18 protein-coding genes and 3 pseudogenes are annotated in these 26,127 nt (G+C 71.0%); 6 read left to right on the top strand and 15 right to left on the bottom strand.

Annotated elements, in window-relative coordinates:
* The first annotated feature begins 623 nt into the window (after window positions 1-623).
* A complete protein-coding gene (locus ACIGW4_RS34730) occupies window positions 624-1,100 on the top strand; it encodes a hypothetical protein (protein ID WP_399585457.1) in 477 nt (158 codons plus the stop codon).
* A 618-nt stretch (window positions 1,101-1,718) separates the two neighbouring features.
* Complete coding sequence (locus tag ACIGW4_RS34725) at window positions 1,719-1,877, top strand: hypothetical protein (RefSeq protein WP_399585455.1); 159 nt, start codon at window positions 1,719-1,721, stop codon at window positions 1,875-1,877.
* A 557-nt stretch (window positions 1,878-2,434) separates the two neighbouring features.
* Here ACIGW4_RS34725 and ACIGW4_RS34720 read toward each other — a convergent pair.
* From ACIGW4_RS34720 to ACIGW4_RS34675, 10 genes and pseudogenes are all read right to left on the bottom strand, one after another.
* A complete protein-coding gene (locus ACIGW4_RS34720) occupies window positions 2,435-2,725 on the bottom strand; it encodes a hypothetical protein (RefSeq protein WP_399585481.1) in 291 nt (96 codons plus the stop codon).
* Entirely contained in the window at window positions 2,722-2,856 is a 135-nt protein-coding gene (locus ACIGW4_RS34715; RefSeq protein WP_398707048.1) for a hypothetical protein, read from the bottom strand. Before ACIGW4_RS34715 ends, ACIGW4_RS34720 begins: the two co-directional genes overlap by 4 nt.
* A 192-nt stretch (window positions 2,857-3,048) precedes the next feature.
* Entirely contained in the window at window positions 3,049-3,987 is a 939-nt protein-coding gene (locus ACIGW4_RS34710; protein ID WP_359587988.1) for a MerR family transcriptional regulator, read from the bottom strand.
* A gap of 1,031 nt (window positions 3,988-5,018) precedes the next feature.
* A pseudogene (locus ACIGW4_RS34705) lies at window positions 5,019-5,231 on the bottom strand (hypothetical protein); the annotation flags it as partial.
* 207 nt (window positions 5,232-5,438) lie between these two features.
* Window positions 5,439-6,143 (bottom strand): DUF402 domain-containing protein, encoded by a 705-nt coding sequence (locus ACIGW4_RS34700; protein WP_399585451.1) that lies wholly within the window; start codon window positions 6,141-6,143, stop codon window positions 5,439-5,441.
* Window positions 6,144-7,351: 1,208 nt separating this feature from the next.
* Window positions 7,352-7,834 (bottom strand): hypothetical protein, encoded by a 483-nt coding sequence (locus tag ACIGW4_RS34695; protein ID WP_399585450.1) that lies wholly within the window; start codon window positions 7,832-7,834, stop codon window positions 7,352-7,354.
* Window positions 7,806-8,546, bottom strand: a complete 741-nt coding sequence (locus ACIGW4_RS34690) for a transposase family protein (protein WP_399585447.1) — start codon at window positions 8,544-8,546, stop codon at window positions 7,806-7,808. The genes ACIGW4_RS34695 and ACIGW4_RS34690 overlap by 29 nt, the downstream gene beginning before the upstream one ends.
* Window positions 8,547-8,690: 144 nt before the next feature.
* A complete protein-coding gene (locus tag ACIGW4_RS34685) occupies window positions 8,691-9,698 on the bottom strand; it encodes a hypothetical protein (protein ID WP_399585444.1) in 1,008 nt (335 codons plus the stop codon).
* Between the two features lie 30 nt (window positions 9,699-9,728).
* Window positions 9,729-11,075: an RHS repeat-associated core domain-containing protein gene (locus tag ACIGW4_RS34680; RefSeq protein ID WP_399585441.1), complete on the bottom strand. Its 1,347-nt coding sequence runs from the start codon at window positions 11,073-11,075 to the stop codon at window positions 9,729-9,731.
* 187 nt (window positions 11,076-11,262) lie between these two features.
* Window positions 11,263-11,904 (bottom strand): annotated as a pseudogene (locus tag ACIGW4_RS34675) (transposase family protein); the annotation flags it as partial.
* 109 nt (window positions 11,905-12,013) lie between these two features.
* Here ACIGW4_RS34675 and ACIGW4_RS34670 point away from each other — a divergent pair.
* Entirely contained in the window at window positions 12,014-12,454 is a 441-nt protein-coding gene (locus ACIGW4_RS34670; protein WP_399585440.1) for a DUF6221 family protein, read from the top strand.
* Between the two features lie 17 nt (window positions 12,455-12,471).
* Here ACIGW4_RS34670 and ACIGW4_RS34665 read toward each other — a convergent pair whose 3' ends face one another.
* Both ACIGW4_RS34665 and ACIGW4_RS34660 read right to left on the bottom strand, forming a co-directional pair.
* Window positions 12,472-14,076: an FAD-binding oxidoreductase gene (locus tag ACIGW4_RS34665; RefSeq protein ID WP_399585437.1), complete on the bottom strand. Its 1,605-nt coding sequence runs from the start codon at window positions 14,074-14,076 to the stop codon at window positions 12,472-12,474.
* 350 nt (window positions 14,077-14,426) lie between these two features.
* Window positions 14,427-14,675, bottom strand: coding sequence for a hypothetical protein (locus ACIGW4_RS34660; RefSeq protein ID WP_399585435.1), 249 nt, complete (start codon window positions 14,673-14,675; stop codon window positions 14,427-14,429).
* Between the two features lie 1,377 nt (window positions 14,676-16,052).
* Here ACIGW4_RS34660 and ACIGW4_RS34655 point away from each other — a divergent pair.
* A complete protein-coding gene (locus ACIGW4_RS34655; protein WP_399585433.1) occupies window positions 16,053-16,526 on the top strand; it encodes a CHAT domain-containing protein in 474 nt (157 codons plus the stop codon).
* 103 nt (window positions 16,527-16,629) lie between these two features.
* Here the strand turns inward: ACIGW4_RS34655 and ACIGW4_RS34650 are convergent, their stop codons facing one another.
* The gene (locus ACIGW4_RS34650) at window positions 16,630-17,235 is read right to left on the bottom strand and encodes a GPP34 family phosphoprotein (protein ID WP_399585431.1); all 606 of its coding nucleotides are present in this window, start codon (window positions 17,233-17,235) and stop codon (window positions 16,630-16,632) included.
* A gap of 210 nt (window positions 17,236-17,445) precedes the next feature.
* Window positions 17,446-20,346 (bottom strand): ATP-binding protein, encoded by a 2,901-nt coding sequence (locus ACIGW4_RS34645; protein ID WP_399585428.1) that lies wholly within the window; start codon window positions 20,344-20,346, stop codon window positions 17,446-17,448.
* Window positions 20,347-20,997: 651 nt separating this feature from the next.
* Here ACIGW4_RS34645 and ACIGW4_RS34640 point away from each other — a divergent pair.
* Entirely contained in the window at window positions 20,998-22,605 is a 1,608-nt protein-coding gene (locus ACIGW4_RS34640; RefSeq protein WP_399585426.1) for a S8 family peptidase, read from the top strand.
* 1,069 nt (window positions 22,606-23,674) lie between these two features.
* Here the strand turns inward: ACIGW4_RS34640 and ACIGW4_RS34635 are convergent.
* Window positions 23,675-23,803, bottom strand: a pseudogene (locus tag ACIGW4_RS34635) (transposase family protein); the annotation flags it as partial.
* Window positions 23,804-24,305: 502 nt separating this feature from the next.
* Between ACIGW4_RS34635 and ACIGW4_RS34630 the strand changes: the two are divergent.
* Window positions 24,306-25,487 (top strand): PP2C family protein-serine/threonine phosphatase, encoded by a 1,182-nt coding sequence (locus ACIGW4_RS34630; protein ID WP_399585423.1) that lies wholly within the window; start codon window positions 24,306-24,308, stop codon window positions 25,485-25,487.
* Window positions 25,488-26,127: the final 640 nt, after the last annotated feature.

Below are 26,127 nucleotides of genomic sequence, written 5' to 3'. Positions count from 1 at the left end.
CCATCCGGCGAGACTTCGGGCTTCAAGGACCAGACGGCGACGGGCCGGCACCCTTCCCCGTACGCAGGCGTATCCGAAGGCCGCAGGAAGGGCGGCGTGCGCCGAAGATCGCCTGGGCGCCTTTATGACCGCCAAGGCCCGACTGTCGCTCTCGGGCAGCGGTCGCGGACCGGTTGGTCGCCCGCTGACCTGACATGCGGCGCTTGCGGCGCTCGCCGGGCCGGCTGGTGTCGGTGAGACCAAGCGCAGGCCGGGGCGGGGACGGTGCACAGGGAGGGCACCACGCGCTGTCTCAGCTGGGCGTGCCGGCACCGTTCCAGATCCGAAGGCGTGGTGACAAACCTGCAGCGACCGTCGCAGCTGCTGGAGAACACGCGTCGGGGGCGCCCTGCACGCCAGGGGCAGCGCTCTTGCGTACCGCGGCGGTTGCAGTTCGTCCGAGCGTACCGCCGTGGGTGGAACGGCGATCTCAAACCGGTACCCGACGACGCGACAGTCCGGGCCCCGTACGTTTCTGCATCAGCACCAGGGTCCGGTAGTCGACGCCCTGAGGCTGGGGAAGTGCCTCTGCGAACTCCGCCCGGGGGACCGGGCTCATGGTCGCCGGAAATGAAGGGCATGAAATGAACGTACTCAAGCTGAACGCGCGCAAGGCGAAGGAGCACAAGGCGAGGGGACGCACGATGCGCTCCGGCAGCCGCATCGCGCTGGGAGCGGCGGCGCTCGCCGCGGCGGCCACCGCCACCCTGGCGCCGTCGGCCGCCTCCGCCGCACCGGCCACTGCGACCGAGGGGGCGTGCACAGCGTGGCGGATCATCCAAGTCGACCACAACGCCGCGGGGGTCAAGTACCGCGAGTGCGACCGGTACAGCGGTCTGAACACCCAGACCAAGGCGCAGCTGTACATCTGGGACAACCGCCACGACGGCAAGGTGGCGCAGGTCTACACGGCCACGGGCTCCGACCTGAACGGCCGGTGGTACCAGTCGTGGGACAAGTACTACGCCTGGGGCAACGAGAGCCACCACAGCCCGCTCGTGGACACCGGCTGGCACAAGGGCCACGACGTGAAGGTGCTGCTCAAGGCCGTACGCGGCTGATCCATCACCCGCAGAGTGCGCCGCGTCCGGGCACCGGGTCCGGGCCGGCCGGCAGATGGTTCGCCGCGACGTACGAAACAGAAGCCGCGCCGGGGTGAAATGAGCTGGTCCGGCGAAGGGGGCCTGACGCCTTCGCCTGGCTGCACCGCTACGGATCCAGCATCGAGGGCTGGCCGCCGGACCGAAGGGTGGCCAGCTCTTTTCCTGAGCCTGACCGTGAAGCAAGCCGTTGCACCACGGACGATGGCGGTCGGCAGGAGGTCTGCCGGTACGGTGTCGGGGGCCTCGATCGATGTATATTTTCCCTCTTTTGCCCTTCCTGTGGGTAGGGGCGCTCCGACCGGGGCGTCCCTCAGCCCTGGGGTTGGCCGGAGAGACCAGGCCGCCCGCGTGCCTTGTCCCAGTGGGCCTCCCCCGTCACCGGTCTGCCCGGCGCTGATCGACGCCCGGGCGATGGCCGCGGATACACCGTGGGTATGAGGAGGGCTGCCGTGGCGGGTGCAGACAGCGTGCCCACCCTCGGGTGGACGACGCCTGTGTCCGGGATCTCTAGCGTGGGACAAAGGGGTGAAGGCCGGCGGCCTCGCATACTGGGACGGCGCACGGGGTGGTGGGCTCATGGATTTTCTGACCTACATGGTGGTGATGGCCGTTCTGTGGTTCGGCGGATGGGTTGCCGTCATCGTGGTGGTGGGTGTGCTGCTGTGGAAATCGGGCGACAGAGGCGGGCACGGGCCCGGCGGAGGCTTCACCGGGGGCGGCTCAGCAGGCATGTGAACGAGCCGGCAAAAATCACGAGCCACGGCTGGTTCGCCCCGAAAGCCGCGCCCCGCAAGGCGCCTGACCTGATCTTTGACGTCTGGGCCGTTGGTCAGCTGCTGAACCGGGTCGAGGTGGCCTCAGGCTGCGTGGGACCATTTCGGCATGCGCCTGGTAGCTGACGGAACCACACCGGCCTCGCGGTTGGTGCTGGTGAAGGAATTCGAGACAGACGACGGCCATGCCTTCGAGCTGGCGAGCCCGCTCTTCCTGACTGCCGGTGATCGAATCGCTTTCGAAGACGACGGGCTTGTCGTCGTGCGGGCAAGTGGAGAGCGACTGTCACCGGCGGGCGACTGGTCCACTCGTTGCGAGCCTGGATCTCTACGCCACCGGTAGAAGCCGGTGCTCGAACGGTGGGTCGTGCTTGATCACTCGGTTCGGTATCCGCCGTACGCGGAAGCGGCCTTCGTCTGAACATGTGCTCCGGCCAAGGAACACGCACGTCCAGCACGAAGGCCGTGAGGATGAGTCTGCAGCATCGCGATGCCCGCCAGAAGCCGTTGGCGGAACTGTCACGCTTCCGGGGCGAGTTCTGCTCCTGTCTCACCGCTCGTACAGACCCTCGGTTGGACCTGTCCCAAGATCCGCACCCCCGAGGCAGCGGACCGCTGGACCTGGCTGATCCTGGGGGCCTTGCCCGACTCCACCAGGATCTGCGGCTTCCGGGCCGCGACGTAGTAGCGGACCACCCCGCAGGCGACGTCGGCACCGTGTGCCTCGACCGGACGATGGAAAATCCGGGCGACAATGTGCCGCTGCTTGCGCGGCGCGTCCAGGTCCGCCCACAAGATCTCATCGATCACCGCACCGGCTTGTAGCGGTCCAGCCCGGTCGCCCGCGACGGCGGCTTCTTGCGCGGCTCCGGCCAGGACGAGTCCAACGCCTTCCGCACCGTCCGCCACGTCACGCCGTGCTTGCCCTCAAGCTCCCGCATCGACATACCTCCGCGATGGTCACGCCGGATCGCCGCGTACAGCCCGACCTTCGACATCCACGGCATGAACAGCACCGGGCGAAGAACAAGAGCGGGAAAGGTCGGCGACGCGGTCACCTGACGTACGACCGGGCACTCACCAGCCGGGGACATGCGGCGGCGTTTTACCCTACGCCGACCGCGTCCACCCCGTCATTGCCGTGTCCGGACACGCAGAGCCTGGACGGACCAGTCGAACACTGGAGCCAGACTCTCCGGGGCCGGCCAGCCGTTGACCACTGCGAGCAGTTGGAGGTATCGCTCCCTGCGGGGGTCGTTCACGCTCTCCAGCCGACTCGCCAGCCGGCGGCGAAGCTCGATGTCGTCGGGGTGGCCGAGGAGGTGCGCGTAGTGCGCGGTGAAGGCCGCGACGATCGGATCGGCCCGGGGCGAGGTCGGGTCGATGCCGGCGGTCAGGGCCGGGCCGACCTGGTCACGGACGGCTGCGGTGATGTCGCGGCGCGGGACCGTCATGTCGCTTCGGGTCTGCTCGGCCGCCTGGTCCTCGGCCATCCGCCGCACGGCGTCGCGGAAACCCGGGTCCAGGGACATCTCGGCCAGCTCCACCCACGCCTGGACCTGCTCCGCCTCCGGGTTGTCGGGCAACTCGGGGGTCATCGAACGCATGACCCCCGCGAATGCGGGGGCGGCGTCGAGACCGCCGAAGACGGCGTCGAGGAAATCGCCGATCAGGCGTCTGCGTTCGTCCTCGGAAAGCTGGGCCAGCCGGTGCATGAGTTCCGTCTCCTCAGGTGTGGACCCGCGCTCGGCCACCGCCGTCAGCACCGCACGACGCAGGCGCAGGACGCGGATCTGCACTGCCAGTGCTTCGGCGTGCGCTGCGGCGACCTCGGGAAGCGAGAGCTCGCAGTCCACGACCTTGCGGATCGTGGGAAGGTCCAGTCCCAGCTCGCGCAGGGTCCGCACGAGGTCCAGACGTGCGACGGCGTCGGTGCTGTAGAGGCGGTAGCCGGCCGGGCTGCGGCCGGTCGGCGCCACGATTCCGCGATCGGAGTAGAACCGAATGGTCTTGACCGTGAGACCGGTCCGTCGAGCAAGTTCACCGATCGAGTAGAGCGTGTCGCCGTCCATGTCCCCACCTTCGTGTCTCCCCCTACGGGAGACTCAAGTCCCTTCGCCTGCCGGCAGGCAACCACTCCTCATCCACAAGTCCTGACAATTCCTCGCCTTACGGTGCGGTGCGCGACAGCTGCCCTGTGCCGCTGAAGGTCGGGCGCATGCCATCGGCTCCTTGAGTGACGCGGCCGGGGTGCGCGTACCCTCGACGACATGGGTGACGTTCTTCCGCTGCTGGCGATCTTCGGTGGTCTGGCCACGGTGCTCGCTGCCCTCGTGTGGCTGGCGCGCCACGTTCGGCGCCGGGGCACAGCGGGCGCGGCGGTCGGTGCGGCGTTGGCCTCGTGGGAGGAAGCGTGGCGGGTGACTGCTCACGAAGCCCACTGGGAGATCAAGGCGCAGGCGGAGCGTCAGGCGCCGGTGTTGTCGCCTGACGGCTACGGGCCGAACAGCCGGCACGAAGCGAGGCCGCGTGGGCGAAGCCGTGGACCTTCTGTGTCTGGACCCCGCCGAGGAAGCATGGGGCTGCGTCGCCGGGTACGGCGATGGCGGCAACGCGGCTGACCGGGTCCGACGTCACTCCAAGGGGTCAACGGCACAGGACAGCAACGGTTTCGGCTGATGAGGGATGCAAGGAGAGCCGTACGGGTTGGGGAGACTGTGACGTCTTCCTTGTCTGGCTTTGTTCACGAGAACGGGTTCTGGCGCAGCTTCTGTGGACCTGGCGCGAGACGGCAGGTCCACAGAAGCTGCGCCAGGACCCGAGACCGGAAGGCGTGTGGACTGTGGGGGAATCGAACTACGCAGATGCTGACTGACCTGCCCGCGGCGAGAGGGCGGGCCAGCACGTCGGCTTGCTGCTCCACGGGGTGGAGCAGCTTGTGCCGATCGCTCTGATCCTGGAGGCGGAGCCGGCCGGATATCTGGCCGAGCTCGCGGCAGCGGTGCCCGTCGAGAGGTAGACCGCGCCTTCCGACGGCCACCGAAGGGTGCTCGCCTGCCGCGTCCACGGACGCCCCCTGGTCCGGAGTCCGGTCCACGGCACGCGCGCGGCCGCCGGGCCATTTCGACAGCTCGGTAGTCAGGGCGACGCCGTCACCGACCTCCTCCGGCAGCCGGCCGTGGATGTCCAGCAGGAGACCGTCCAGCGGGCCGCCGACGAGTTCGGCGCAGGTCCGTTCCGGACGCGGGCCCGGGTCGGGGTCGTCGTGGTCACGGCCGTAGACCCGGCCACGCAGCAGCTGCTCGTCACCGTTCATGCCGACCAGTCTTCCAGCCGCCACCGACAGTGCGGTCCGAGACGGTCCGCGAGCCCGGCTCGTCGACGAAGCGGTTCCTCTCCCCCATGACTATCGCGTGGGAAAGAGGTGTGCGCGCACGTGACCGGCTTGCCCGCCCGAAGTGACCTGCGAAAACGAGGCGTGTCCGTTCTGCCTGCCTCCCACCTGCGCTCACCCCTCCGGTCCTCACCGCATGCAACCGTTCAGCCTCCCCCCCGGTGCACCCCTCTCCGCGGCGGCCGTGGGCCGGGGCAGGCACGGCGTGGGCCAGGCCTGCTCCCAGCGCCAGGCCGTCCACTGTTCCGCGTGGGCGAACACGCCGGAGCGCTCGGCGAGCATCGCAAGGACCTGGGCGCGGGCGTCGTCGACGGCCTGGTGTTCGGTGTCGGAGACGATGCCGAGGCGGCGCACGTGCGCGTACTCGTCCTCGTCCTTCCACTCCCAGCCGGTGAGGTCGGGCTCAATGAGCAGGTCCACGGCGAGGTCGAAGGTGTCGAACCCGTCCTCGGTGCGGCGGGTGGGGTGCTCGAAGTTGACGTACCAGTTCCGCAGCCGACGCCCGTCCCCGTCCGGGACGAAGAAGGCGTTGATGCTGAACCAGGCCGCCGGAGGCTTCCACAGCAGCAGGTCGGTCTCCCGCCACACGGCGGCCGCCAGTTCCCACCGGCCGGACGCCATCGCGTCGAACGCCTCCATGCGCACGGAGCGGTCTGCGTCGTCGCGGGCTTTCGCGTACAGGGCGGGCCAGCGGGCCTGTGCTCCGGGCGCACAGGCGGTCACCAGAGCCTCGCCGGTGTCGGTGAGGACCCGCAGCGCCTGTTCGCTCCACACCCGGCCGGAGCAGTGGACATCGCGTCGCACGACCGTCTGGCCCGTCTCGAAACTGCGCACCGGATCCTCCCTGGCGTCCCCGGCCGGGATGTCCCGGACCGGTTTACCCACCTCAGCGCGCCCCGGCCGGGGTGGGCAAGCCGCCGTCCGAGGGTGGCTTGCCCACCGTTCCTGGGGGCTTGCCCAGGGTCCCCTTGGGCAAGCCCGCGGCTACCGACGGCGGAACAGGCCGCGGTTCTTCTTCGCCTCCGCTTCGGCCGCCTCCCGCGCCGCGGCTTCCTCCGCCTCGCGCCGCACGACGCGTTCGGCTCTGGACCGGGCGAAGTGCTCCCTCTCGCACGGCCCGCACAGGCCGTCCGTCTCGCTCCGCCCCCCGTTGACGCACCCAGTCGATGAACGTGTCATAGGGGTCTACGGGGACCACATCCGCCAGCAGAGACTCGATCTCCCTGCTCGGTGCGGCATCGAGCCGAAGGAGAATCTCCACCCTCGCGAGCGGCACGAGCCGCGTAACGGGCAAGGCAGGGTGCCGGCACTCCTCCAGAAGACGGGAACGGTCGAGAAGGTGGACCATCTGCGGAACCACCTCGTCGCGCAGAACCGCCGCGAGTGCCTCACCGCAGGTAAGACTGTTGTCCTCACGCAGAGCCCAGTGCGCACGGAAGTACGGAGCGTCGCTGCCGGGAGCATGTGCTGCGTGAGGTGGCGGAACAGCTCTGCCGGACACCATCGCGGCCATGCTGGAGGCGGCAGGGCCACGTCTGTCGTCACTGGCCGCGTGCCGGTTGATCCACTCCCCGTACAGGGCCGGAACGATGTCGTGTCCGACCTCAAAGACACAGGCGTTGGGGTCCACGTAGTGCCGGCTGAACCCGAGAATCGCTTGATCGCCATTGGCGGCAATGAGCCGGAAAGTCCGACCGGACCTCCTGAAACCCGCTGCCTTCATCACCGGAACCACATGCTGCTTGACCAGCGAGTCCAGTGGAGCCACCAAGAGTTCCCCTACCTCAGCACAGGACCTGCCGTTTCCCGCCGCAGTTCCGCCAGCAGGACAGAAGTGATCTGTGCATGAAAGATGTGCTCGCCTCATCGTGTCCCAGCACCACTCCGCCTCGTGAGCACCCGCCTTCCACATTCACGGAAAGTGAGGCAGAACCTGAGAACGGTTCTGGCTCAGCTTCCGTGCTGAGTGACGCTCCATTACGGCTGGACGTCGAAGAGAGCGATGGAAGGGAGTGGCGGGGCAAGTACTGCGCCAAGGCGCGTCAGTATGGCTCACCACTGCTTCCATTCTCTCGCAGGTAGGCGCTGACCCGGCCGTAGCTGCCGCGATAGCCCAAGGGGACGATCTCTTCCCAGAGCTTCCAGGCGTTGGTGCAGCCCTCGTCCCAGCGTTCGTCCAGGTAGGGCTTGTACTCGTCGAGGACGGAGGTCCGGTTGTGCTGCCACTGATCGCGAAAGAGGTCTTCCGGCTGCGCAGCGTCGGCGAGGCTCTTGACGGTGCGGTGGGTCATCTGGAGCTGTCGCCCGATGGAGCGGCTGTGGCCGGCTTCCAGCAGCGCGTGGACCGTGGCGTGCCGGGCTCGGACACGGTTGGCGAACTGCTCGCTCCGCCATGGCGAGTCCGTCTTCTCCTCGGGCGGCGCCGGTTCGTCGGCCTTCGCCTCGGGATCGAGGACCAGGACGCCAAGGCACTGACGGTGGCGGGCGACCGCCCGCTCAGCGGCTTCCCCGAGGTTGTGCCACAAGTGCCAGCGGCCGGCGACCTGCGTCGCCTGGGGTGCCCCGGCGGTGACGCCTTCCGCGAAGAACGGCGCGGTCCCGGCAGACGACCTCGATCCCTGGCTTCTGGGCGAGCGAGGCGGCCAGGCTTGATGCTTCTCGATCAGGCAGGAGATCGATGGGACGGCGCGTCTCGACGTCCACCAGGACAGTGCCGTAGCGGCGGCCTTTGCGGGTGGCGTACTCGTCGACGCCGACCACGCGAGGCATCGGCACCTCCGGCTCGGGCAGCGCCTCGACCAGGCGCAAGACCGTGCTCCGGCTGATGGACATGCCAAGCACGGCAGCCAGGCGGGCGGCGGCTCGACCAGCCAGGGCGAGGCCGACTGCGGTCAGGATGGAACGCAGTCGTTCGGTGCGCTGGCCGTGTCTGCGGGTGAGACCGAGTATCTGCCCCACGAACGTCCGACGAGGGCACTTGGTGTTCCCGCACCGGAACCGCCGGACCTGCAGCTGAAGGGCGACGCTTCGTCCGGCGCTCGGGACATCAGCGAGAAACCGCAGGTAGGAGCTGTGAACCCGGATCGAGCAGACTCCGCATTCCGGGCAGGCGGCGCCGGCCGTGGTGCACCGCGCGTTAAGGCGCACGTTCTCGCTGTCCGCGTCCACCGACCGCACCGCGATGTCCGCGATCGCCGGGAACAACAGCGCCTTCAGCCGGAGTGCAACGTCTTCCACGGCCCGGACTGTCAGCCCAGCGGCACTGCCCACCATCCATTTTCGGGCGACTTCGCATACCGTCCGGAGACGCTCAGCCGTCACTCACCGTGGCCGCTGCACGAAAGCTGTGCCAGAACCCGCTCTCATGAACCAAGCCACCCGTTACTGGAAGCTGAGTCGGTGGGGGTGGAAGGGATCTGCAGGGCAGGTGTGGATCCGCAGGTAGCCGCGCCCCAGGTACACGCCGGTGGGGGTGATGACGTGCCGGAACAGGTCGGGGCGGAGGTCTTCCCGTGGGGCCCAGCTCTCCGATGCGGGGTCCCACTCGACGTAGTGCGCTGTCAGGAGCGGTGGCATGGGGGTACCGCAGACGGTGCAGTCGATCGGGCGGGGGTCGGTGAGGTGCCAGGTGGCGAAGCCGCCGACCTTCCAACCGGGTGCGAGGGACAGATCGCTGGAGTACTCGGTGGGGAAGTCCGCCTCCGCTTCTTCCTCGCTCTCGTCGAGGAGCCCTTCCTCCCACGCTGCGATGGACTCTTGAAGGTCCTCGGGGAGCAGGCCAAGGTATTCGTGCTCGACGACCTGCTCGGGGTGGACCTCGCAGGACTGGGGCACGCACTCGGGTGAGCCGACCACGAGCGGTTCGGGCTGATCTCCGAGGACGGTTCCGACGTCTTCGCTGCGGCGCCACTTCAGGACCACGTCGACGCTCTGGTCGGGTCCGTGTGCTTCGAAGGGGCACCAGAAGACCTGGAGGAGGTCGTTTCCCTCGGGTCCGGTGAGGTCGGGGATGTCGCGTGCCCACAGCTGGGCGACGGCCAACATGGGGATGGGGTCCGCGTCGCCGATCGGGAGGTCGTGCGGACCGGCCTGGAAGGTGGCGAGGAGTGCGATCTCCTCGTCGGTCTTCTTCCGTCCCTCCGAGGCGGCGTGGATGCGGCGCGCGTGGCGGACGTCGGTCAGCAGGTGTCCGGTCGCCTTGGGGTGGACGGCGGTGCACACCGGCCAGGGTTCGTCGGCCGGCCAGAGCATGGGGCCGGCGACGGAGCTGTCATGTGCCTTCGGTGCGGCGGGGCGGGGGTGCAGTCGCGTCGCCGTACGCCGGTAATCGGCGAGGGCGGGAAACAGCGCTTCAACATCGTAGGGGCGGGGGGGCGTGGTGCGAGTCATGCGGTTCTCCGGAACGAGTCGTCGTGGGCGCTAGACGCCGGTTCGGACGTAGGCGGCGGGGTTCTCCAGAATGTAGGTGAAGGTGAACCCCTTGTTCCCGTACGCCGTGAAGTGGATCTCGTGCGGGATCGGGTTGTTGCCCGCGTACTTGGGGACGACGTTGTACTGGACGATCTCGTCGTTGTTCTTCACCTGGTCGTAGATCACCGCCTCCACCTGGACGCGCTGCTCGGGCGTGTTGGTGGGGTTCTGAGTCTCGGTCACCAGGTTCTGATGGGCGAATCTCCCCTTCCCGTGGCCGCCGAGCCGGTTGGCGTAGAGGTGGCCGCGGGCCTCGTTGAAGGCGACGCCGTCCCCGCGCCAGCCCGGTGTCCGGAGCGTTCCCGCCTCGGTTCCCGTGTTGAGCATCTCGGGCCGAATCTGGGCGTAGACGCCGGTGGGGCGCCCCAGGTGGTCCAGGCGCCCGTAGCGCACGCTGCCTCCGAACCCGCTCGTCGCATCGCCCCAGTCATAGGCGTCGAAGCTGCAGCGCTTGGGGGCGAGCCCCAGGGGGTCGGCGGAGGCCCAGGGGTTGGCGACGTAGGTGGCCGGGTTGGGGGCGGGTGAGAGGCCGAGGGGGTCGAGGCTGGTGTAGCGGGCGGTGTCGGGGTCGTAGTGGCGGAAGAAGTTGTAGTGCAGGCCGGTTTCCGGGTCGGCGTACTGGCCGGGGAAGCGGAGGGGTGTGTAGGCGGTGGCGTCGCGGTTCCACCCGGTGGTTCCCCAGGTGGTCGAGCGGCTGCGCCAAGCCGTCTCGCCGCTGGTGGAGACGAGTTCGGTGGGGGTGCCGGCGAGGTCGGTGACGATGGCGAAGAAGCGGGCATCGGTCTCGGCCTCGTCGAGGATCCTGCGTTCGTACTGGACGAGGGGGCGGTGCCCTTCGTACTCCCAGGTCAGGGCGGTGGCGGTGGTTTCGTCTACCTGCTCGGCGAGGAGGGTGCCGTCCCAGGTGTAGCGGATGGTCTCCAGCGGAGTCAGGCCGTCGTCGGCCATGCGGTGCTTGGCGATGCGGCGGCCGAGGGGGTCGTAGGCGTAGGTCCACAGGGTGCCGTCGGGGGTGGTGCAGGAGGTCAGCCGGTCCCGTGCGTCGTAGCTGTAGCGCCATTGGTCGGGCTTGCGGGAGGGGCGGGTGCGCCGGCGTACGACGACCCGGCCGGCCGCGTCGTGCTCGTAGTGGAGGGAGCCTGCCGCCAGAAGGCGGGTGCCGGAGTAGGTCCTGGGGCCGCGGGCCTCGCCGTGTCCGGCTCGGGCCGGCCAGGTGGCCGTGGCCTGGTTTCCGGCCCGGTCGTAGCCGTAGTTCTCCTCCCAGCCGGTACCGGTGACGGCCAGTGGCCTGCCCATGGGTCGAGGGTGATCCGCTTGGTGCCACGTTCGGCGCCTGCGGCCTGTTCGCCGATGGTGAGGGGGAAGCCGTCGGCCCGGTAGGTGTAGTCGCGCGTCACGACGGGCGTGGAGGCGGTCCCGGCGGTGAGGCTCTGCGCTGTCGGCCTGCTGACGCTGTCCCAGGTGGTGGTCAGGGTCACCGGGGTGCCCGGGGCGCCCCATGGGACTTGTTGTGGTCCTCTTTCCAGTCCGGGAGTTCGGTCTGGCCGCGCTCTCTGCGGTGCGGGATGACCAGGCGGGTGCCCGGGTAGCCGCCATCGGCGATGGTCATCGTGTTGCCGACGGCGGCTTTGGCGCCGGACTCCTCCCATGCCTTGCAGTCGTTGCGGTTCCCGGTGAGCGACCGGCCGACCACGACGACCAGGCGGGTGTCGGCGTCGACGACGATCTGGTGGTGGGTGGAGTACCGGTAGTTCTTCGGCCGCTCGGCGACGCTGTGATCCCGGGTGGGGACCAGGGTGCCGTTCACGATGAGCACGGTGTCCTTGGCGAACCGCTTGCGGGGCTGGAGTGCGAGCATTGGCCCGAGTTGGTCGATGATGCGGTCCGCTGCCGACTTCGAGGCCCCGAACAGCGGGGCGAGCTGGCGCATGGTCAGGTTCGTGCGCCAGTAAGCGGTGACCAGCAGCACCCGGTCCTCCAACGACAGCTTCCAGGGTCGGCCCTTGTGGACCGCGTCCGCACCCCCGCGACGCAGCACCGTCACCAGCCTCCCGAAGGCGCGCGGGCTCAGCCCCGCGAACGGGACCATCCACGACGGTTCCAACGCCGTGATCACACCAGCCACGGCAAGATCATTCCGCTGTCGGCCTGCCGGTCGGGCTCTGCCCGCAGCACGGAAATCAGGCGACCGGGCCTGACGCATCATCCAGGATGACCCTAGGGGCCAAGACCTTGTGACGTTCCTGCGCGCACGGCTGGACGAGGAGGCCGACCTGGCCCGGCGCTGCGACGGTGACGGTCGCGGTGACGGCTGCGGAGAGTGGACCCTTTCAGGGCGCACAGTCGACTTCTGCCAGGAAGGACTCTCCGGCTTCCATCCCACGATCGCCCTGCACGTCGCGCTGCACGACCCGGCTCGCGTCCTGCGGAGGGGGCGAGGCCATCCGATGTCACCAGCGCACCTCTTCACAGAACCAGCTGGACCGAAGCCGGCAAACCACCCAAAAGCCAAGCCTGGGTTTTGCTTCCGCGTTCTAGGAGTTTTTCGGGGAGTTGCTCGCCGTCTCGACGGCACCGTCCCCGCGCCCGTGTCTTCTCCGGGGACACAGCAGACCTCGCAGGGGGCAGCGCGCACCACGCGTCCGGTGGCGGTGGTTCGCGATGCCGCTGTGTGACGGTGCCTCGCGTCGGTTCACAGAGCCTGTGGGAAGTCGAACATCCTCCCCGGGTCGTAGCGACTCTTCAGCTCGGCCAGTCGGTGAGCGGCCGAGCCGTAGTACGCGGAGCGCCAGTTGCTCAGGTGTGCGTCCGTGTAGTTCTGGTATGCCGCGCCCGAGGCGTGCCGGCGCATCGCGGTGTGCGTGCTGTCCAGCCAGGCCGTCGCCGGCCCGGCGGTGTGACCGGCGGGCCAGGATGCGGTGTACTGCGCCAGGAAGCGTGAGTTGCGGTGTATGAAGGCGGTCGCCTGTGGGGGAACGCGGTTGACGGCGCCGCCCAGGGCGGTGAGCGCGATGGAGACGGCGCCGCTGTTGTTGCCGCGTCCGTGGCGTTCGACCTGGTCGAGCAGTGAGCGGATGCCGCCGGTGTTCAGTGAGCGGTTGAAGAAGTCCGAGCGTGCCGCGTACGTCTCCCGTTGGAGTGCGCCGGTGGGCTGGCGCCCCGGGGTTGTGCCGGGCAGGTGGCACTGGGTGGTGGTTTTCGTCGCGCAGCCCGCGTACATCCGCATGGTGTCGAGGTAGCCGCGGCGGCGCATGATGATGCGGGAGGCGGCGCCGGGGCCGCCGGCACGGTCCGCCAGCCGGTCGACGGCGTTCTGCAAGGCGCCGTACGTGCCCAGCGAGAAGCAGCTGATGGAGACGGTGGGCGTCCGGCCGGCGACGGCGGACAGGTGCAGTGCCGACCAGATCTCGTCAGGCTGGGCAGGGCCCCACTCCTGCCAGGAGCGGAGTGCGGCAGCAGCCTTGGACCAGGGCCAGGTCATGTGCGCGGTGACCCCGTCGGCGGCCTTGTGGGTACGGAACCGAAGTTCGGTGACGACGCCGAAGTTTCCGTTTCCCGCGCCGCGCAGTGCCCAGAACAGGTCGCGCTCCCGGTCCTTGGACACCTCAAGGGTCCTGCCGTCGGCGGTGACGATGCGGGCGCCGGTGAGGTTGTCGGAGGTGAGCCCGTAGGCACGGGAGACCACGCCGTGCCCGCCCCCGAGCGTCAGGCCGGAGATGCCGACCGTGGGGCAGGATCCGCCGGGTATGGTGACGCCTCGGGCGCCGAGTCGGCTGTAGACGTCGATGAGTTTGGCGCCGGCCCCGATGGCGGCACTGCCGGGGTCCGTACGAATGGACTTCAGCGCAGAGACGTCGATGATCAGCCGTCCGTCGCCGCTGGACCAACCGGCGTAGGAATGCCCGCCGCTGCGGATGGCGACGGGGGTGGCGTGGCGGCGCGCGAAGGCCAGGCACTCGGCGATGTCCGCGGTGTTGGCCACGTAGGCGACAGCGGCAGGACGCAGAGTGTCGAAGCGCGTGTTGTACAGCTGGCGTGCGACGGCGTAGTCGGCATCACCCGGACGTATCAGACCGCCCTGGAGACTCCTGCCGAGCGCGGACCAGTCGGCAGCACGCGGTACGCCCGCATGCCTGCCGGCCGCGGCGGACGCGGGGCCCAGGGACCGCTGTCCACCGGCGGCAGGGGCGGAACCACTGCCGGGAGCGGCCCTCACCTGGCCGCTGCCCCAGCCCATCGTCCAGGCGGCGGCCGCCGTGTAGCCGATACTCCCCGCCAGCAACGCGCGCCGGTTCATGACAGCCCCCCATTCACGATGCTCTGCCGTCACATAGACAGAGTGCGATGGGAGGGTGCTGGTTCCGCGCGGGGGCATTTGCGTTCCGGGGGCTCACCCGCTGCCCGACCATGCCGTGCCGGCTTTGGCGAGCAGTAGCGACGTCGTTTGCCGATGGGCTTGGGAGGTGCCCTGTTCTCCGGATGAGTGATATCGACGAGTCTGGGAGGCACCGGGGTTCTGGCCAGGGCAGCATCGACATGCTCCTGGTGAAAGGTACTGGTCATGCCGCGGATGTCGAAGGTCGAGCTGTACGCGGCGATCCGGCGTGGTCTGCGGGCAGTGCCCGTCCGCCGGGAGATTCGATCGGCTCAGTTCTGGCTGTCGTCATCGAGCGGACGCAGGCGGCGCCGGGCCTCCTCCAGCCGCACGCCGTAGTCGGGGAAGAACAGAGCGGGCAGCATCTTGTCCAACTGGCCGGCGATCCGATGGATCGGTGCCCATGCCGCCGGATCGTCGACCGTGTTGCCGAGATCGGTCATCTGCAACCGTTCCAGCCAGTCCGACAGGACCGTCGCTTCGTCGCGGGTGAGCTTGATCGTGATCTCCGGCTCTTCCACCCCGCCCCCCTTCGAACAGGCGATTCAACCCCTCGGGACCATCCTCGCAGGCCCGGGGAACCGGAGGAGCCGGGGCGCTCCTGCCGTCCGTCAGCGGGGGCGGTTGCTGAGGTCCCCAGTCTGCTCGCGCCCGGGGGCAACAGGCGCTGAGTCCAGCCGCACAGTGCGCGAGGCAAGCGTTGCCATCACGGACTTGCCGGGCATGGACCCTCTATAGGGTGCTCGCATGAGTGAGGACTGGAATTCGACAGAGCGGCGCGTTTCGCATCGAGGGCTGTGTGCCGCTCACGAGTCCGAACACTGGCCACAGCCACGGCGTCGCGGTCGGGAAGACCGCCGAGCGGTTCGGCGAGGCCCGGCCTGGTTTTGTTCACGGGTAGGGTTCTGGCACAACTTCTGTGAAACCACGCCAACAGGGCTCGTGTCCGCCTCTGGACGAGCCGCCGGGCTGCCGGTTCACCAGGGGGCGTCGACCTCGCGCATTGAGGATCGGTCCGACTTCGCGGAAGTCGTACCAGAACCCTGTTCTCGTGGATAAAGCCAAGCGCGGTGTGCGAGGTGGCGGTCGGGTCGTAGGGACCATCCCCGCGGGTGCGGGGAGCAAACGCTGTGACCTGCAGTTCTACCGTACGTACGGCTTCGGCTGAACTGCTTTCACCGAAACCGGCAAACCATCCAAAGTCCCCTCTCTCGTCCTGTGCGATTCATTCGCATTCGGTCGTGCGGCAGGTTGCCCTGGACGAACAGCTTCTCCGGTTCGGTGGCCGGCGTCGCCCCCAAGCCCGTGGACCGGCTCCAGGCCGTGGCCGCCCGTACGTGCCGGACGCCTCATGCGCCCCTGCCCGCGGGAAGGGGGACCGCGGGCAGGGCGTGCTTCCGTCGCCGCCGTCCACGACTCGGGGGGATATCCGTAGACGGCGGCGCCAACGTCCGCCTGCCCCCGAAGTCACACCTCACACCAGGCTTTTCGAGAAAGGTGCGGGGTGTGTGAGGGCCGGCATCGAGGGCACACGGAAGTCGAGCGGATGGGACCCGCTCACTGGCCGGGCCTGGGGACTCCCCCGCCCCCAGAGCCCGGCAGGGTGAACACCGGCCCGCACCGATGGTGGTTGCGTGCGGGCCCACCAGGAGCCCCGGCCATCTATGGCCGGGGCTCCTCGGCACCCGGCAGAACACCGGGCGCCCGCGCGGTGAGCGAGCGAGGCGGTCCGGTCGGCGGTACAAGGCCACCTCGGCGTACGGACACAGGCCGAAGGCCGGCGCGGGCCAGTCTCGTGGTCCTGGTCGACGCGCCGGCCGGAGCGGGCGCGCTGGACCACCTCGGGGAGCAGACGCGGCGTCTGCTGCCCCGGTTCACCGTGCTCACCGACGACGGCCGTGCCCGCCGCCGTCCTCCGGGCGCTCGGTGCGCACGACGTCGTCCACTTCGCCTGCCACGCGGTCGGCAGTTCCGACGACCCCTTCACCGGGCACCTCGTCCTCGCCGGGCCGCCCGAGACGGCCCGGCTGTCGGTGGCGGACATCCGGTGGCCACCGGTCCTCGGTGAACTGGTCGTCCTGACGGCGTGCGGCACGGGTCACCCGTATGTGATCGCGCCCGAGGAGTCGCCGAACCTGACCGCCGCGTTCCACCGGGCCGGGTTCCGTCATGTCATCGCCACCCTGTGGCCGGTCACCGAACTCGCCGAGAGCCAGATCGCCGAGGACGTCTACCGGAACATGGCGGGGCCGGAGGGCGGACTCGACGTCTCCCGGGTGGCGTCCGGGCTCCGCGACGCCCTCCTGCGCAAGCGCGCGGCCTACTCCCTGAACCCGCTGCTCTGGGCGAACCACGTGCACGTCGGCTCCTGAGCCGCCCCAGGGGACGAAGGGGCCGGCCGGCGGGAGACGGCCGCCGCGCCACCGCCCGTACGACGTCCGTCGCGTGGTGCGCTTCGGTCATGGCCCACCCGCGTCACGGCCCGCGCCAGAGGTTCGCGAAGGCCGCGTTCTCGATGGTGCGCCGCTGGCGGACGGCCTCCAGTTCCATGACCGCGTCGTGCACGGCGGCGACCACGGCCGTGGCCGCGTCGTCGTCGAGGCCCGGCTCCTCGTCGGACGGTTCGGCGCCGATGCCCACGACCGAGGCGAGGGCCGTCAGGACGGGTTCCCGCCGCTCCCAGCGCTCGACGGCCGCGTGACGGGCCGGCGTGTCGACCGCCTCCACGCGTCGCGCGCCGAACGACAGGCGGCCCGCGGCCTTCGGCGTCAGCTCGCCGTCCGCCTCCAGGGCGGTCTGGTACGTGGCCGCGAGGTTCGTGCCCCGACGCCACAGCCAGTCCTCGACGCTCTCGTACGGCGCCTGCCGGACGATCCGCGCCCCCGCCTCGCCGAGGAGCCGGTCGTCGGAGGCGGGCGCCACACCCGGCACGAGGACGTCGGCCTCCAGGGTGAGGCCTCCGGCGCCGAGGAGGTCGATCAGCTCGGCGCCAGCGAGCGCGAGCGACAGGTCTCCCTGTCCGACGGCGTGCTCCTGCCCGGAGTCCATCGCGATGATGAACAGGTCTCTCGCCGTGGTCATGAACGGCTCCCCTCGGAGGCATCGACGAAGACGCGCCCCGCCCGCCTCCCGGCCGTGGAGGCCGTTGCGGATCGGGCACGCTGCCCTTGCCAGTATCGTCCCGTCCGGTCGCCGCCGTCACAGACTCCGCCGAACCGCGATCACCGGCCGGCTGGAGGACTGGGGACGGCGCGGTCGCGCGGGTGCCCCGGTCCGAGGCGGCCTCCTCCCTCACGGCAGGACGATGTCACCCCTCGACGCGACGTGCTGCTTCCGCATGATGCGGGCCACGTGGTGCTCCACGGTGCGGGTGGACAGCACGAGGCTCTCGGCGATGTCCCGGTTGGCGCGGCCCTGGACGACGAGTCGGGCCACCTCCTCCTCGCGCGGGGACAGCCGGTCGCCGTAGCCGAGGCGGCCCCGGCGGTGGGTGGTGACGATGGCGTGGCGGCGCAGCAGCCGTTGGCAGCGGGCGACGTCCCAGCGGGCGCCCAGGTGCCGGTAGACCTCGACGACGTCCTGGACCCCCTGGGCCGCGGCCTCTCCGTGCAGGTCGAGCAGACACCGTCCGCGGGCCTCCGCGGCGCGGGCGGCATCGAGCGGGCGGTCGAGCAGGCGCCACCGCTCCTCGGCGTCCGTCAGCAGGGCGACGGCGTCGTCGGGGCGGCCCGCGGCCTCCGCGAGCAGCGCGCGGCACATGGTGAGCGCGGCGCGGGCGGCGGGCGCGTCGGCGTCCGCGGAGCCCGCGGCGAAGTCGGCGACGAGCCGCCGGGCCCGCGCCGTGCGGCCGTCGCCGTGGAGGGCCTCCACCGCGACGGGCAGGACTTCGCTCGCCCACATCCAGCCCCGGGTCCGTTCGATCCGGCGCAGCACGTCCTCCACGGCCTCGCACGCCTGCCCGGGGCGCCCGGCCTCCAGGTGGACGCGGGCGGTGGCGGCGGCCGAGGACGTGAGGATGAAGCCGGTGTCGTAGCAGGTGGTGCGGGCGGCCTCGGCGAGGTCGTGGCGGGCCCGGGGGACGTCGCCGAGCGCGTGGAGCGAGGTCAGTCCGCGCACCAGCATCGCCTCGGCGGTCAGGTCGGGTATCTCCTGGTAGAGCCGGGTGGTGCGGTCGGCGGCGGCGTGCAGACCGTCCCAGCGGCCGCCGTGCCAGGCGAGGACCAGTCGGGCGGTGCCGACGAGGCCTTCCAGGTACGGGCTGCTGCTGTCGGCGAGACCGGCGACGGCCCGGTCGAGGAAGTCCCGCGCCCGCGTGCCGTGTCCGAGCGCGCTGGCCGCGTGCGCCAGGTTGGTCCAGCCCCGGGCGTGGTGCGCGGCCTCCATGGCGGATCCGGCCGGCCCGCGCAGCGCCTCCGCCGCGTGCCAGGCGCGCGGGTCGCCGACGAGCATCAGGGCGGTGGCCCGGTTGGCGGCGATGGCGGCCCGGGCGACCGGGTCGGTGACCTGCTCCGTGAGCGTCTCGCCGCGGTCCAGCCAGTGCCGGTGCCGGTCGACGGGCCAGCCCTGGATGGAGGGGATGGCGGCGACCGCCATGGCCCGTGCGGCGGTCTGCGGATCGGACGCCTCCAGGTCGGGGATGGCGCGGGCGACCTCTTCGAGGCTGTCCAGCGCTCCGCCGGTCTGGTTGCGCAGGACCACGCTGAGGTGCAGGCGGATCTCGCCGCGCAGCCGGGGCGGCGGGTCGTCCTCGTCGAGGACGGTGCGCACGGCGGCGACCACCTGCTCGCCGGCCCGTGCCAGTTGGGCGGTGCGGGCCAGTTTCGCGGCGGTGCGCACCCGGCCCTCGGCCCGGGGGTCCTCGACGACGGCCCGGGTGTACAGGCGGGTGGCGGCGGCGTAGTCGCCGGTGGCCGCCGCCCGGTCGGCGGCCGCCACCAGGCAGCGCAGGCCCTCGCGGACGTGTCCGGCGGCCGTGTACAGCCGGGCGAGGTCGACGAGCGGCACCGGTCCGTCACCCGCGCGGTGGAGGACGCGGGCCGCGCGCAGACCGAGCCGTGCCGCCCGGGGCCCCGGGACCTGCGCCAGCGCGGCCCGGCGGTCCAGCGGGTGCCGGAAGGACAGCGATGCCCCCTCGGCGCGCAGCACGGACCGTCGTACGCACGTGTCGACCGCCGCTTCGGCCGCCCCGGGCGGACACTCCGCCACCTCGGCGAGGACGCCGACGGGGGCCGGCCGGTCGAGGACCGCGGCCGCCTCGACGATCCGCCGGGCCTCCTCCCCCAGCGGCGCGCACCGCCGGGCGAACTCCCGGGCCACCCGCCCCGGCACCTCCGCCTCCCGTACGGCGGTGAGCACCGCGGGCCCAGCCGTGCCGTCCTCCGCGCCGGCCGAGAGCAGTTCCCCGGCGTCGTCGAGGAGGGCTCCGGCGGCTCCGGGCAGTCCACCGGACAGTTCGTGCACGAGTGCCGCGAGCTCCGGCAGTTCCTCCGGCCGCACCTGCGGGCACCCCGCCGCCCACCGGCGGACGCACTGCTCCGTCTCCTCCGGTGTCCAGGGCCGTACGCGGATCTCCTCGCATCGTCCCGCTGCCGGGGTACGGACGCCGAGGACCGGCAACCCGGGGGCGGCGTCCTCGGTCACGACCAGCCGCAGCCCGGCGGGCAGGTCGTCCGTCAGCCGGTCGAGCAGCCGGAGCGTCGCGGGGTCGGCGAGGTGGACGTCCTCCAGGACCAGCGCGGTGTCGCCGAGCGAGGCGAGCAGGGTCGCCACCGCGCGGGGCAGCAGTCCTCGACGTACCTCCGGGTCCGAGGCCGACGCGGGCGGTTCCGGCAGGCGGTCGGCCAGTTCGGGCACGACGAGTCCCACGACTCCGGTGACCGGTGGCAGCAGGTCGGCCAGGCCGGGACGGTACGGGAGTTGGGCCAAGGCCGAGGCGACGGCCTCGAGGGGCGGCGGTTCCGCGTCGTCCGGGCATGTCCCGCGCAGCTGCGTCCACTCCGCGAACTCCGCCCCGCCGAGCACCTCGTCCACGAGCCGTGACGTCCCGGCCCCGGCCTCCCCGCGCACGACGACGACACCGCGTCCCGCGCGCAGGGCCGCCCGGAGCCGTCGTGCCTCCTCGTACCGGCCGACGAACCCGGCCCCGTCGGAGGGCACTTCGTCGTGTGGCGCATCGAAGGGACGTCTCTCCACGGCTCCGCCTTTCACCGGCCACCCGCCCGGTGGCTCCGTCGAACGTCATGGAGGTCCCCCGGGGACCGGACTCCACGCGTCGCGCCGCGGGCGTGGCCGCGGTGTCCGCCGGGCAGGTGGGTCCACCCGCAGGTGGTCTACCGGCAGCGGGGCCGCCGTCGCAATAGGGGGCGACTACCCACGGAATTCGTCGGCCCGGCACGGTCTCCGCCGGGTGCCGGGCGGCGACGTCCCGTCCCCACTCTTTGGGTAGCGCTACGCATTGCTGGCCTCCTCCCGGGTGACCGAAGCTCTGGGCGGTCCGGTCGCGCCGTCCCCGTCCACCACGGTCCCCAGCCGCTGGAGGCACGGGGCGGCAGCACCCCACGCAGCCGTACGGCGTGACCGGATCCGTGCGTCGCGGAGCCCGCTCCGTACGCCACGTCACCCCGTCCCGCCGTCCCGGCGCCGCCACCAGTGGCGCCCGTACGACCGCCTTCGGCCGACGGATCGTCACGGTCCTCACCCGGACCGCCGTCTCGGCCGGCCGGCGGCCATCCTCCGGGCGCGCCCTCCCACCCCTGACGGAGCGCGCCCGGAGTCACCGGCGGGGCGGATGCCGCCCTCCGGACATCGACCCCGGTCCGGACACCTCCCACGAAGGAAGCAGTCATGGAGTTCGACGCTCGCGCCCTCCGGCGCCTGCTCGCCATCAGTACCAGTGCCGCCTTGCTCGCCGTGGCCTCCGCGACCGCCGCGGCCACGGCCGCGCCGACACCGCCGAGCGGCGGGGAGAACCGCATCGTCGGCGCGGACCGGCCGGGAGCGGTCCACGGCTCCTACATCGTCACCTTCAAGGGCTCGGTCCCCTCGGCCGACGTGCCCGCCTCCGCCCGGGCCCTGGCCGAGCGCCACGCGGGCAGCCTGCGCTACACCTACACCACCGCCCTGCGCGGCTTCGCCGTCCGCATGACGGAGAGCGAGGCCCAGAAGCTGGCCGCCGAGCCCACCGTGGCCCGCGTGGAGGCCGACGGCGTGGCGTACGCGGTCGACACCCAGCCCTCGCCGCCCTCCTGGGGCCTGGACCGCGTGGACCAGCGCAGCCTTCCCGTGGACTCGAGCTACACCTACGCGACCACCGCCTCCAACGTGAACGCGTACATCGTGGACACCGGCATCCGGATGACCCACCGCGACTTCGGCAACCGCGCGGTCAGCGGCTACGACTTCGTCGACAACGACTCCAACGCCTCCGACTGCCAGGGGCACGGCACCCACGTCGCGGGCACCGTCGGGGGCAGCTCCTACGGCGTCGCCAAGGGCGTCAAGCTCATCGGCGTCCGCGTGCTGAACTGCCAGGGCACCTCGGGCGACACCTGGGCCCCGGTCCTCGCGGGCATCGACTGGGTCACCAAGAACGCGGTCAAGCCCGCCGTGGCCAACATGAGCATCGGCGGCGGGAAGACCCAGTCGGTGAACGACGCCGTCGCGGCCTCCATAGCCTCCGGTGTCACCTGGGTCGTCGCGGCCGGCAACAACAACGCCGACTCGTGCTCCTACTCCCCGTCCTCCACGCCGTCGGCGATCACGGTCGGCGCCACCAACAGCCGCGACGCCCGGGCCTCCGGCTGGTCCAACGGGCAGGGCTCCAACTACGGCACCTGCCTGGACATCTTCGCCCCCGGGGACAGCATCGTCTCCACGTCCAACTCCGGTGACACCGCCTCCCAGACGATGAGCGGCACCTCCATGGCCTCCCCCCACGTCGCGGGCGCGGCCGCCCTGCTGCTCGCCGCGAACCCGACCTGGACCCCGGCCCAGGTCCGCGACAGGCTGGTCGCGGACGCCACGCCCGACAAGGTGACCGACGCCCGCACCGGCTCGCCCAACAAGCTCCTCTACACCGGCGCCGGCGGCACCACCCCGCCGCCCACCGGAAAGAAGTTCGAGAACACCGACGACTACCAGATCCGCGACAACGCCACCGTCGACTCCCCCCTCGCGGTCACCGGAGTCACCGGCAACGCCCCCTCGAACCTCGCCGTCACCGTTGACGTCCGCCACACCTACCGCGGCGACGTGAGGCTGGAGCTGGTCGCCCCCGACGGCACCGCCTTCCTCCTCAAGGACTACAACTCCAACGACAGCGCCGACGACATCCAGGGCACCTTCACCGTCAACGCCTCCGGCGAGTCCGCCAACGGCACCTGGAAGCTCCGCGCCACCGACAACTGGACCAACGACACCGGCTACATCAACGCCTGGTCGCTCCAGTTCTGACCCGGCGGCCTCCCGCGTGACGCGGGTCCCCGGCCCGGGGGACGGCCCCGTTCCCGGCGGACCCCGCCGGGAACGGGGCCGTCGCACCGCGTCCCTGGACCATCGTCGGGCGATGCGGACCACCCCGGTCTCCGTGCCCTGGTAGGGGGTGCCGTCCAGGGCGGCGGTCCCCCGCATCTGGAGGGGGTCGTGCACCAGCCCGATGCCCGGGCAGGAGCCGCTCAGCTGGTTGCCGGTGGCCGGATCGACGACGGCGTGGTGGTACTGGGCGAAGGTGTTCGGACCGGCGCTGCCGGTCGGGCCGGTCACGGAGACGGTGTAGATCTCCCCGTCGGCCAGGGAGAGGCGGGGCAGCGCGGCGGACTTCACGGGGGCTGTTCCATACGACCGAGCCTCCCGTCCCCCGTGCGTCGACGTCGATCCGGCTCAGACCGCCGTCGAGGTTCGCGGAGGAGCGCTGACTCGCCGGAGCGTCCTCGGGCAGGGCCGGGTGGGGGTAGCCGTACGTGTTGGTGACGAGGACGCTGCGGCCGGAGGCGATCACGGCGTCCTCGGTGCCGCTGCGGGCGTACTGCGTGGGCACGGGAACGCGGCAGACCGGTTCGGTCCCACCGGTCACGCGGTGGGCGAGCAGGTATCCGTGAGGGGCGGCGTTGTCGACGATGGTGACGAACTCGGTGCCGTGCTCCGGCCCGAAGAAGCTCGGGGTGGTGCCGGTGCCCCAGCTCAGCTGACCGGGCTTGCGGGCCGGCCCCCGGTCGTAGAGGCCCGCCGTTCCACGACGGGCGTGCCGTCGGGAGCGGCGGACAGCAGGTGGAGCGTGTGGTCGGTGGCGACCGCGGTGCGCCCCGGGACGGTGGAGACGCTGTTCTGGACGTCTTCGCCCGTACTGATGCTGCGCACCGTGCCGGTGCCGGTGTCGACGGTCCCGATCACACCGCCGCTGGCGGCGAACCAGTCCCTGCCGTCCCAGGCCGGCGTGAGGCCCACGATGCCGTCCTCCGGGGGCACCGCGGCGCCGAGCGGGGTGGACTCGTCGACGCGCAGGGTCCATCCGGATCCGGTGCGGTGATGTGCCGAAGCCGGCGGCGATCTGTGCGAGCGTGTCGTGGCGGCGGAGGTGGACCAGGCCGACGAGGGCACGCTGGTGAGGCGGGAGCTCGCAGCGGCGGTCACCCTCACGGGTGACGATGAGCATGGTTACCCACTCGACCAGGGCGTGCGGCAGGGCGGCGAACCAACGAGGCTCCTGTGTCGATGAGCTGAGATGTCGAGCACCTCCCTCAACGGCGCGGGAGCCTTGTGCGCTGCGGTCCTCATCCTGACTCGGCCTGGGTCACTCGATCAGTGGCCGCTCTGAAAGAGCTCATCGTCTTCCGTTTTCTTTCGAACGAGGAGATCAGGATGCGCAGGAGTGGTGGAGGCGCAGAGGCCGACGGGACCAGGTTCGTCCGCCTCCCAGGGACCCACAGGGAACGCGGTTCATGGGGTGATCGTCTTGCCGGAGTTGCCGAGCGGGGGGTGGGCGGTTTGAATCCTGCGGTAAGGGTCGGATGCACGCGGAACAATGGGGCGGCTGCGCTGATCTCAGGGAGCCGGGTGACCTGCCGCCGGGCGTGTGACCGGGCCGGCGTTCGTGGGGACGGCTACGCTCGGTACCTGGTGGGCCGTGCCCTGTGCGTCGGCGGAAGGGCTTTGCCATGGAGCCAGGCGAGACGGTGCTGTCGGACCTGATCACCGATTCCCGCCTGGTGGCGGGGCGGGACCTTGCCGGACTCGTGTCCCGGACGGGCCGGCGCATGGGCCTGGACGGCACCTGGATGTACGTGACCGACCTGCAGCAGACCGGCCTGGTGGCGCTGCCGCAGCCCGTGGCGGCCGAGCCGCAGATGCTGGGCATCGACGGCTCGCTGGCGGGCCTGGCCTACCGCACGGAGCGGACGCAGCGTTCGCGGGACGGCGGCACCGTCTGGGTGCCGATGATCGACGGCATCGAACGTCTCGGCGTACTGAAGGCCACCGCACCGGATCTCGACGAGGACCTGATCAGGTGGTGCCAGGCGCTGGCGGATGTGGCGGCTCTGCTGCTGGTCTCGAAGTCATCGCACAACGACCTGCTGACCGAGGCGGAGCGGCGCCGGAAGATGACGGTGCAGGGCGAGCTGGTGTGGGCGTTCCTGCCCCCGCGCACGATCGGGACCGCGCGCGTGACGTCGTCCGCGGTGCTCGAGCCCGCGTACGACATCGGCGGGGACGCGTTCGACCACAGCCTCACCGAGGACGCGCTGCACCTGACGCTGCTGGACTCGATGGGGCACGACCTCGCCTCCGGTGGCGCGAGCGCGGCCGGCCTCGCCGCCTGCCGGGCCACACGCCGCTCCGGCGGCACCCTCGCGGACATCATTCCGGCGATCGACACCATCCTGGACGAGTGGTTCACCGACCGGCTCATGACCGCGGTCATCGCCAACCTGAACGTCCTCGACGGCACGTTCACCTGGGTCAACTGCGCCCATCCGCCGCCGCTGCTGATCCGCGACGGCCGGGTGCTGCCGCGCATGCTGGAACGGGGGCCCGAGCTGCCCCTCGGGTGGGCCTTCCACACCGCCTCCCCGCCGACGGTGCACCAAACGCGTCTGCAGCCCGGCGACCGGGTCCTGATCTACAGCGACGGCGTCACCGAGGCCCGCTCCTCCCAAGGAGTCCTCTTCGGCGAAGAACGGCTCGCCCAGACCGTCATCCGTGCGATGGCCGCGGGCGATCCGGCTCCGGAAGCCCTGCGCCGCCTGCTGCAGGAGCTCTTGAGCCATCAGGACCAACACCTCCGGGACGACGCCACCATCGTGCTGGCCGAGTGGCACCCGGGCCCCGGCAGACCCTGATGCGAAGCAAGCATCTCCCCCGACCCTCCACGTGTCGTGGAAGACCGTCCACGAGGGCCGTCGTCGTCGGTCGGCTGACGAGCCCCGGGAACGGCTGCACCAGCAGGCGCAGGCCGCTTTCATGACCGACCGGCCCACCTCAACGACCTCCGCCCGGTGGATCGACGGCGAAGCCACCGTCCACGGGCGGTGGCGGCACCTCGTTCTCGTCCGCCGCTCCCTCCTGCAGAGCCGAGGCGGACCGACCGCCCGCGGCCCGGCTCCCAACCGCTCCCCAGCGATCCGGGTCAGCGCTCTCCGAAGCAGTCCACCCACCTGTTCGGGTCGCGTACCACAGGGAGCGGGCTTCGGCGCCCCTGGCAGAGGACCGAGCGGGCATGATGACCGCATGACACATGGGGGAATGAACGAGGAGCCGACCAGTTACGGTCTCCAGCCGCCGCGTTCCGTGCCCGCGCGGCCGGCGCGGCAGGGCTGATGCACACCGGCTGCCGTTTCCACAGGAAACGGCAGCCGGCCCTTCATGGCCCAGGCGGGACCGAGGGTGGCCGGCTGCTCAGCGGCCCGGTTCTACGAATCACACAGCTCCCGCCGGAGCCGCTCCGGCTCTGTGCCCTGTGGGAGGTCTCCTGCCCAGCCG

The sequence above is a fragment of the Streptomyces sp. NPDC053513 genome (genome assembly GCF_044544765.1).
GTDB lineage: Bacteria > Actinomycetota > Actinomycetes > Streptomycetales > Streptomycetaceae > Streptomyces > Streptomyces litmocidini.
The sequence above is the reverse complement of the archived record's forward strand: the minus strand, read 5'-3'. Positions and strand labels throughout refer to the sequence as shown.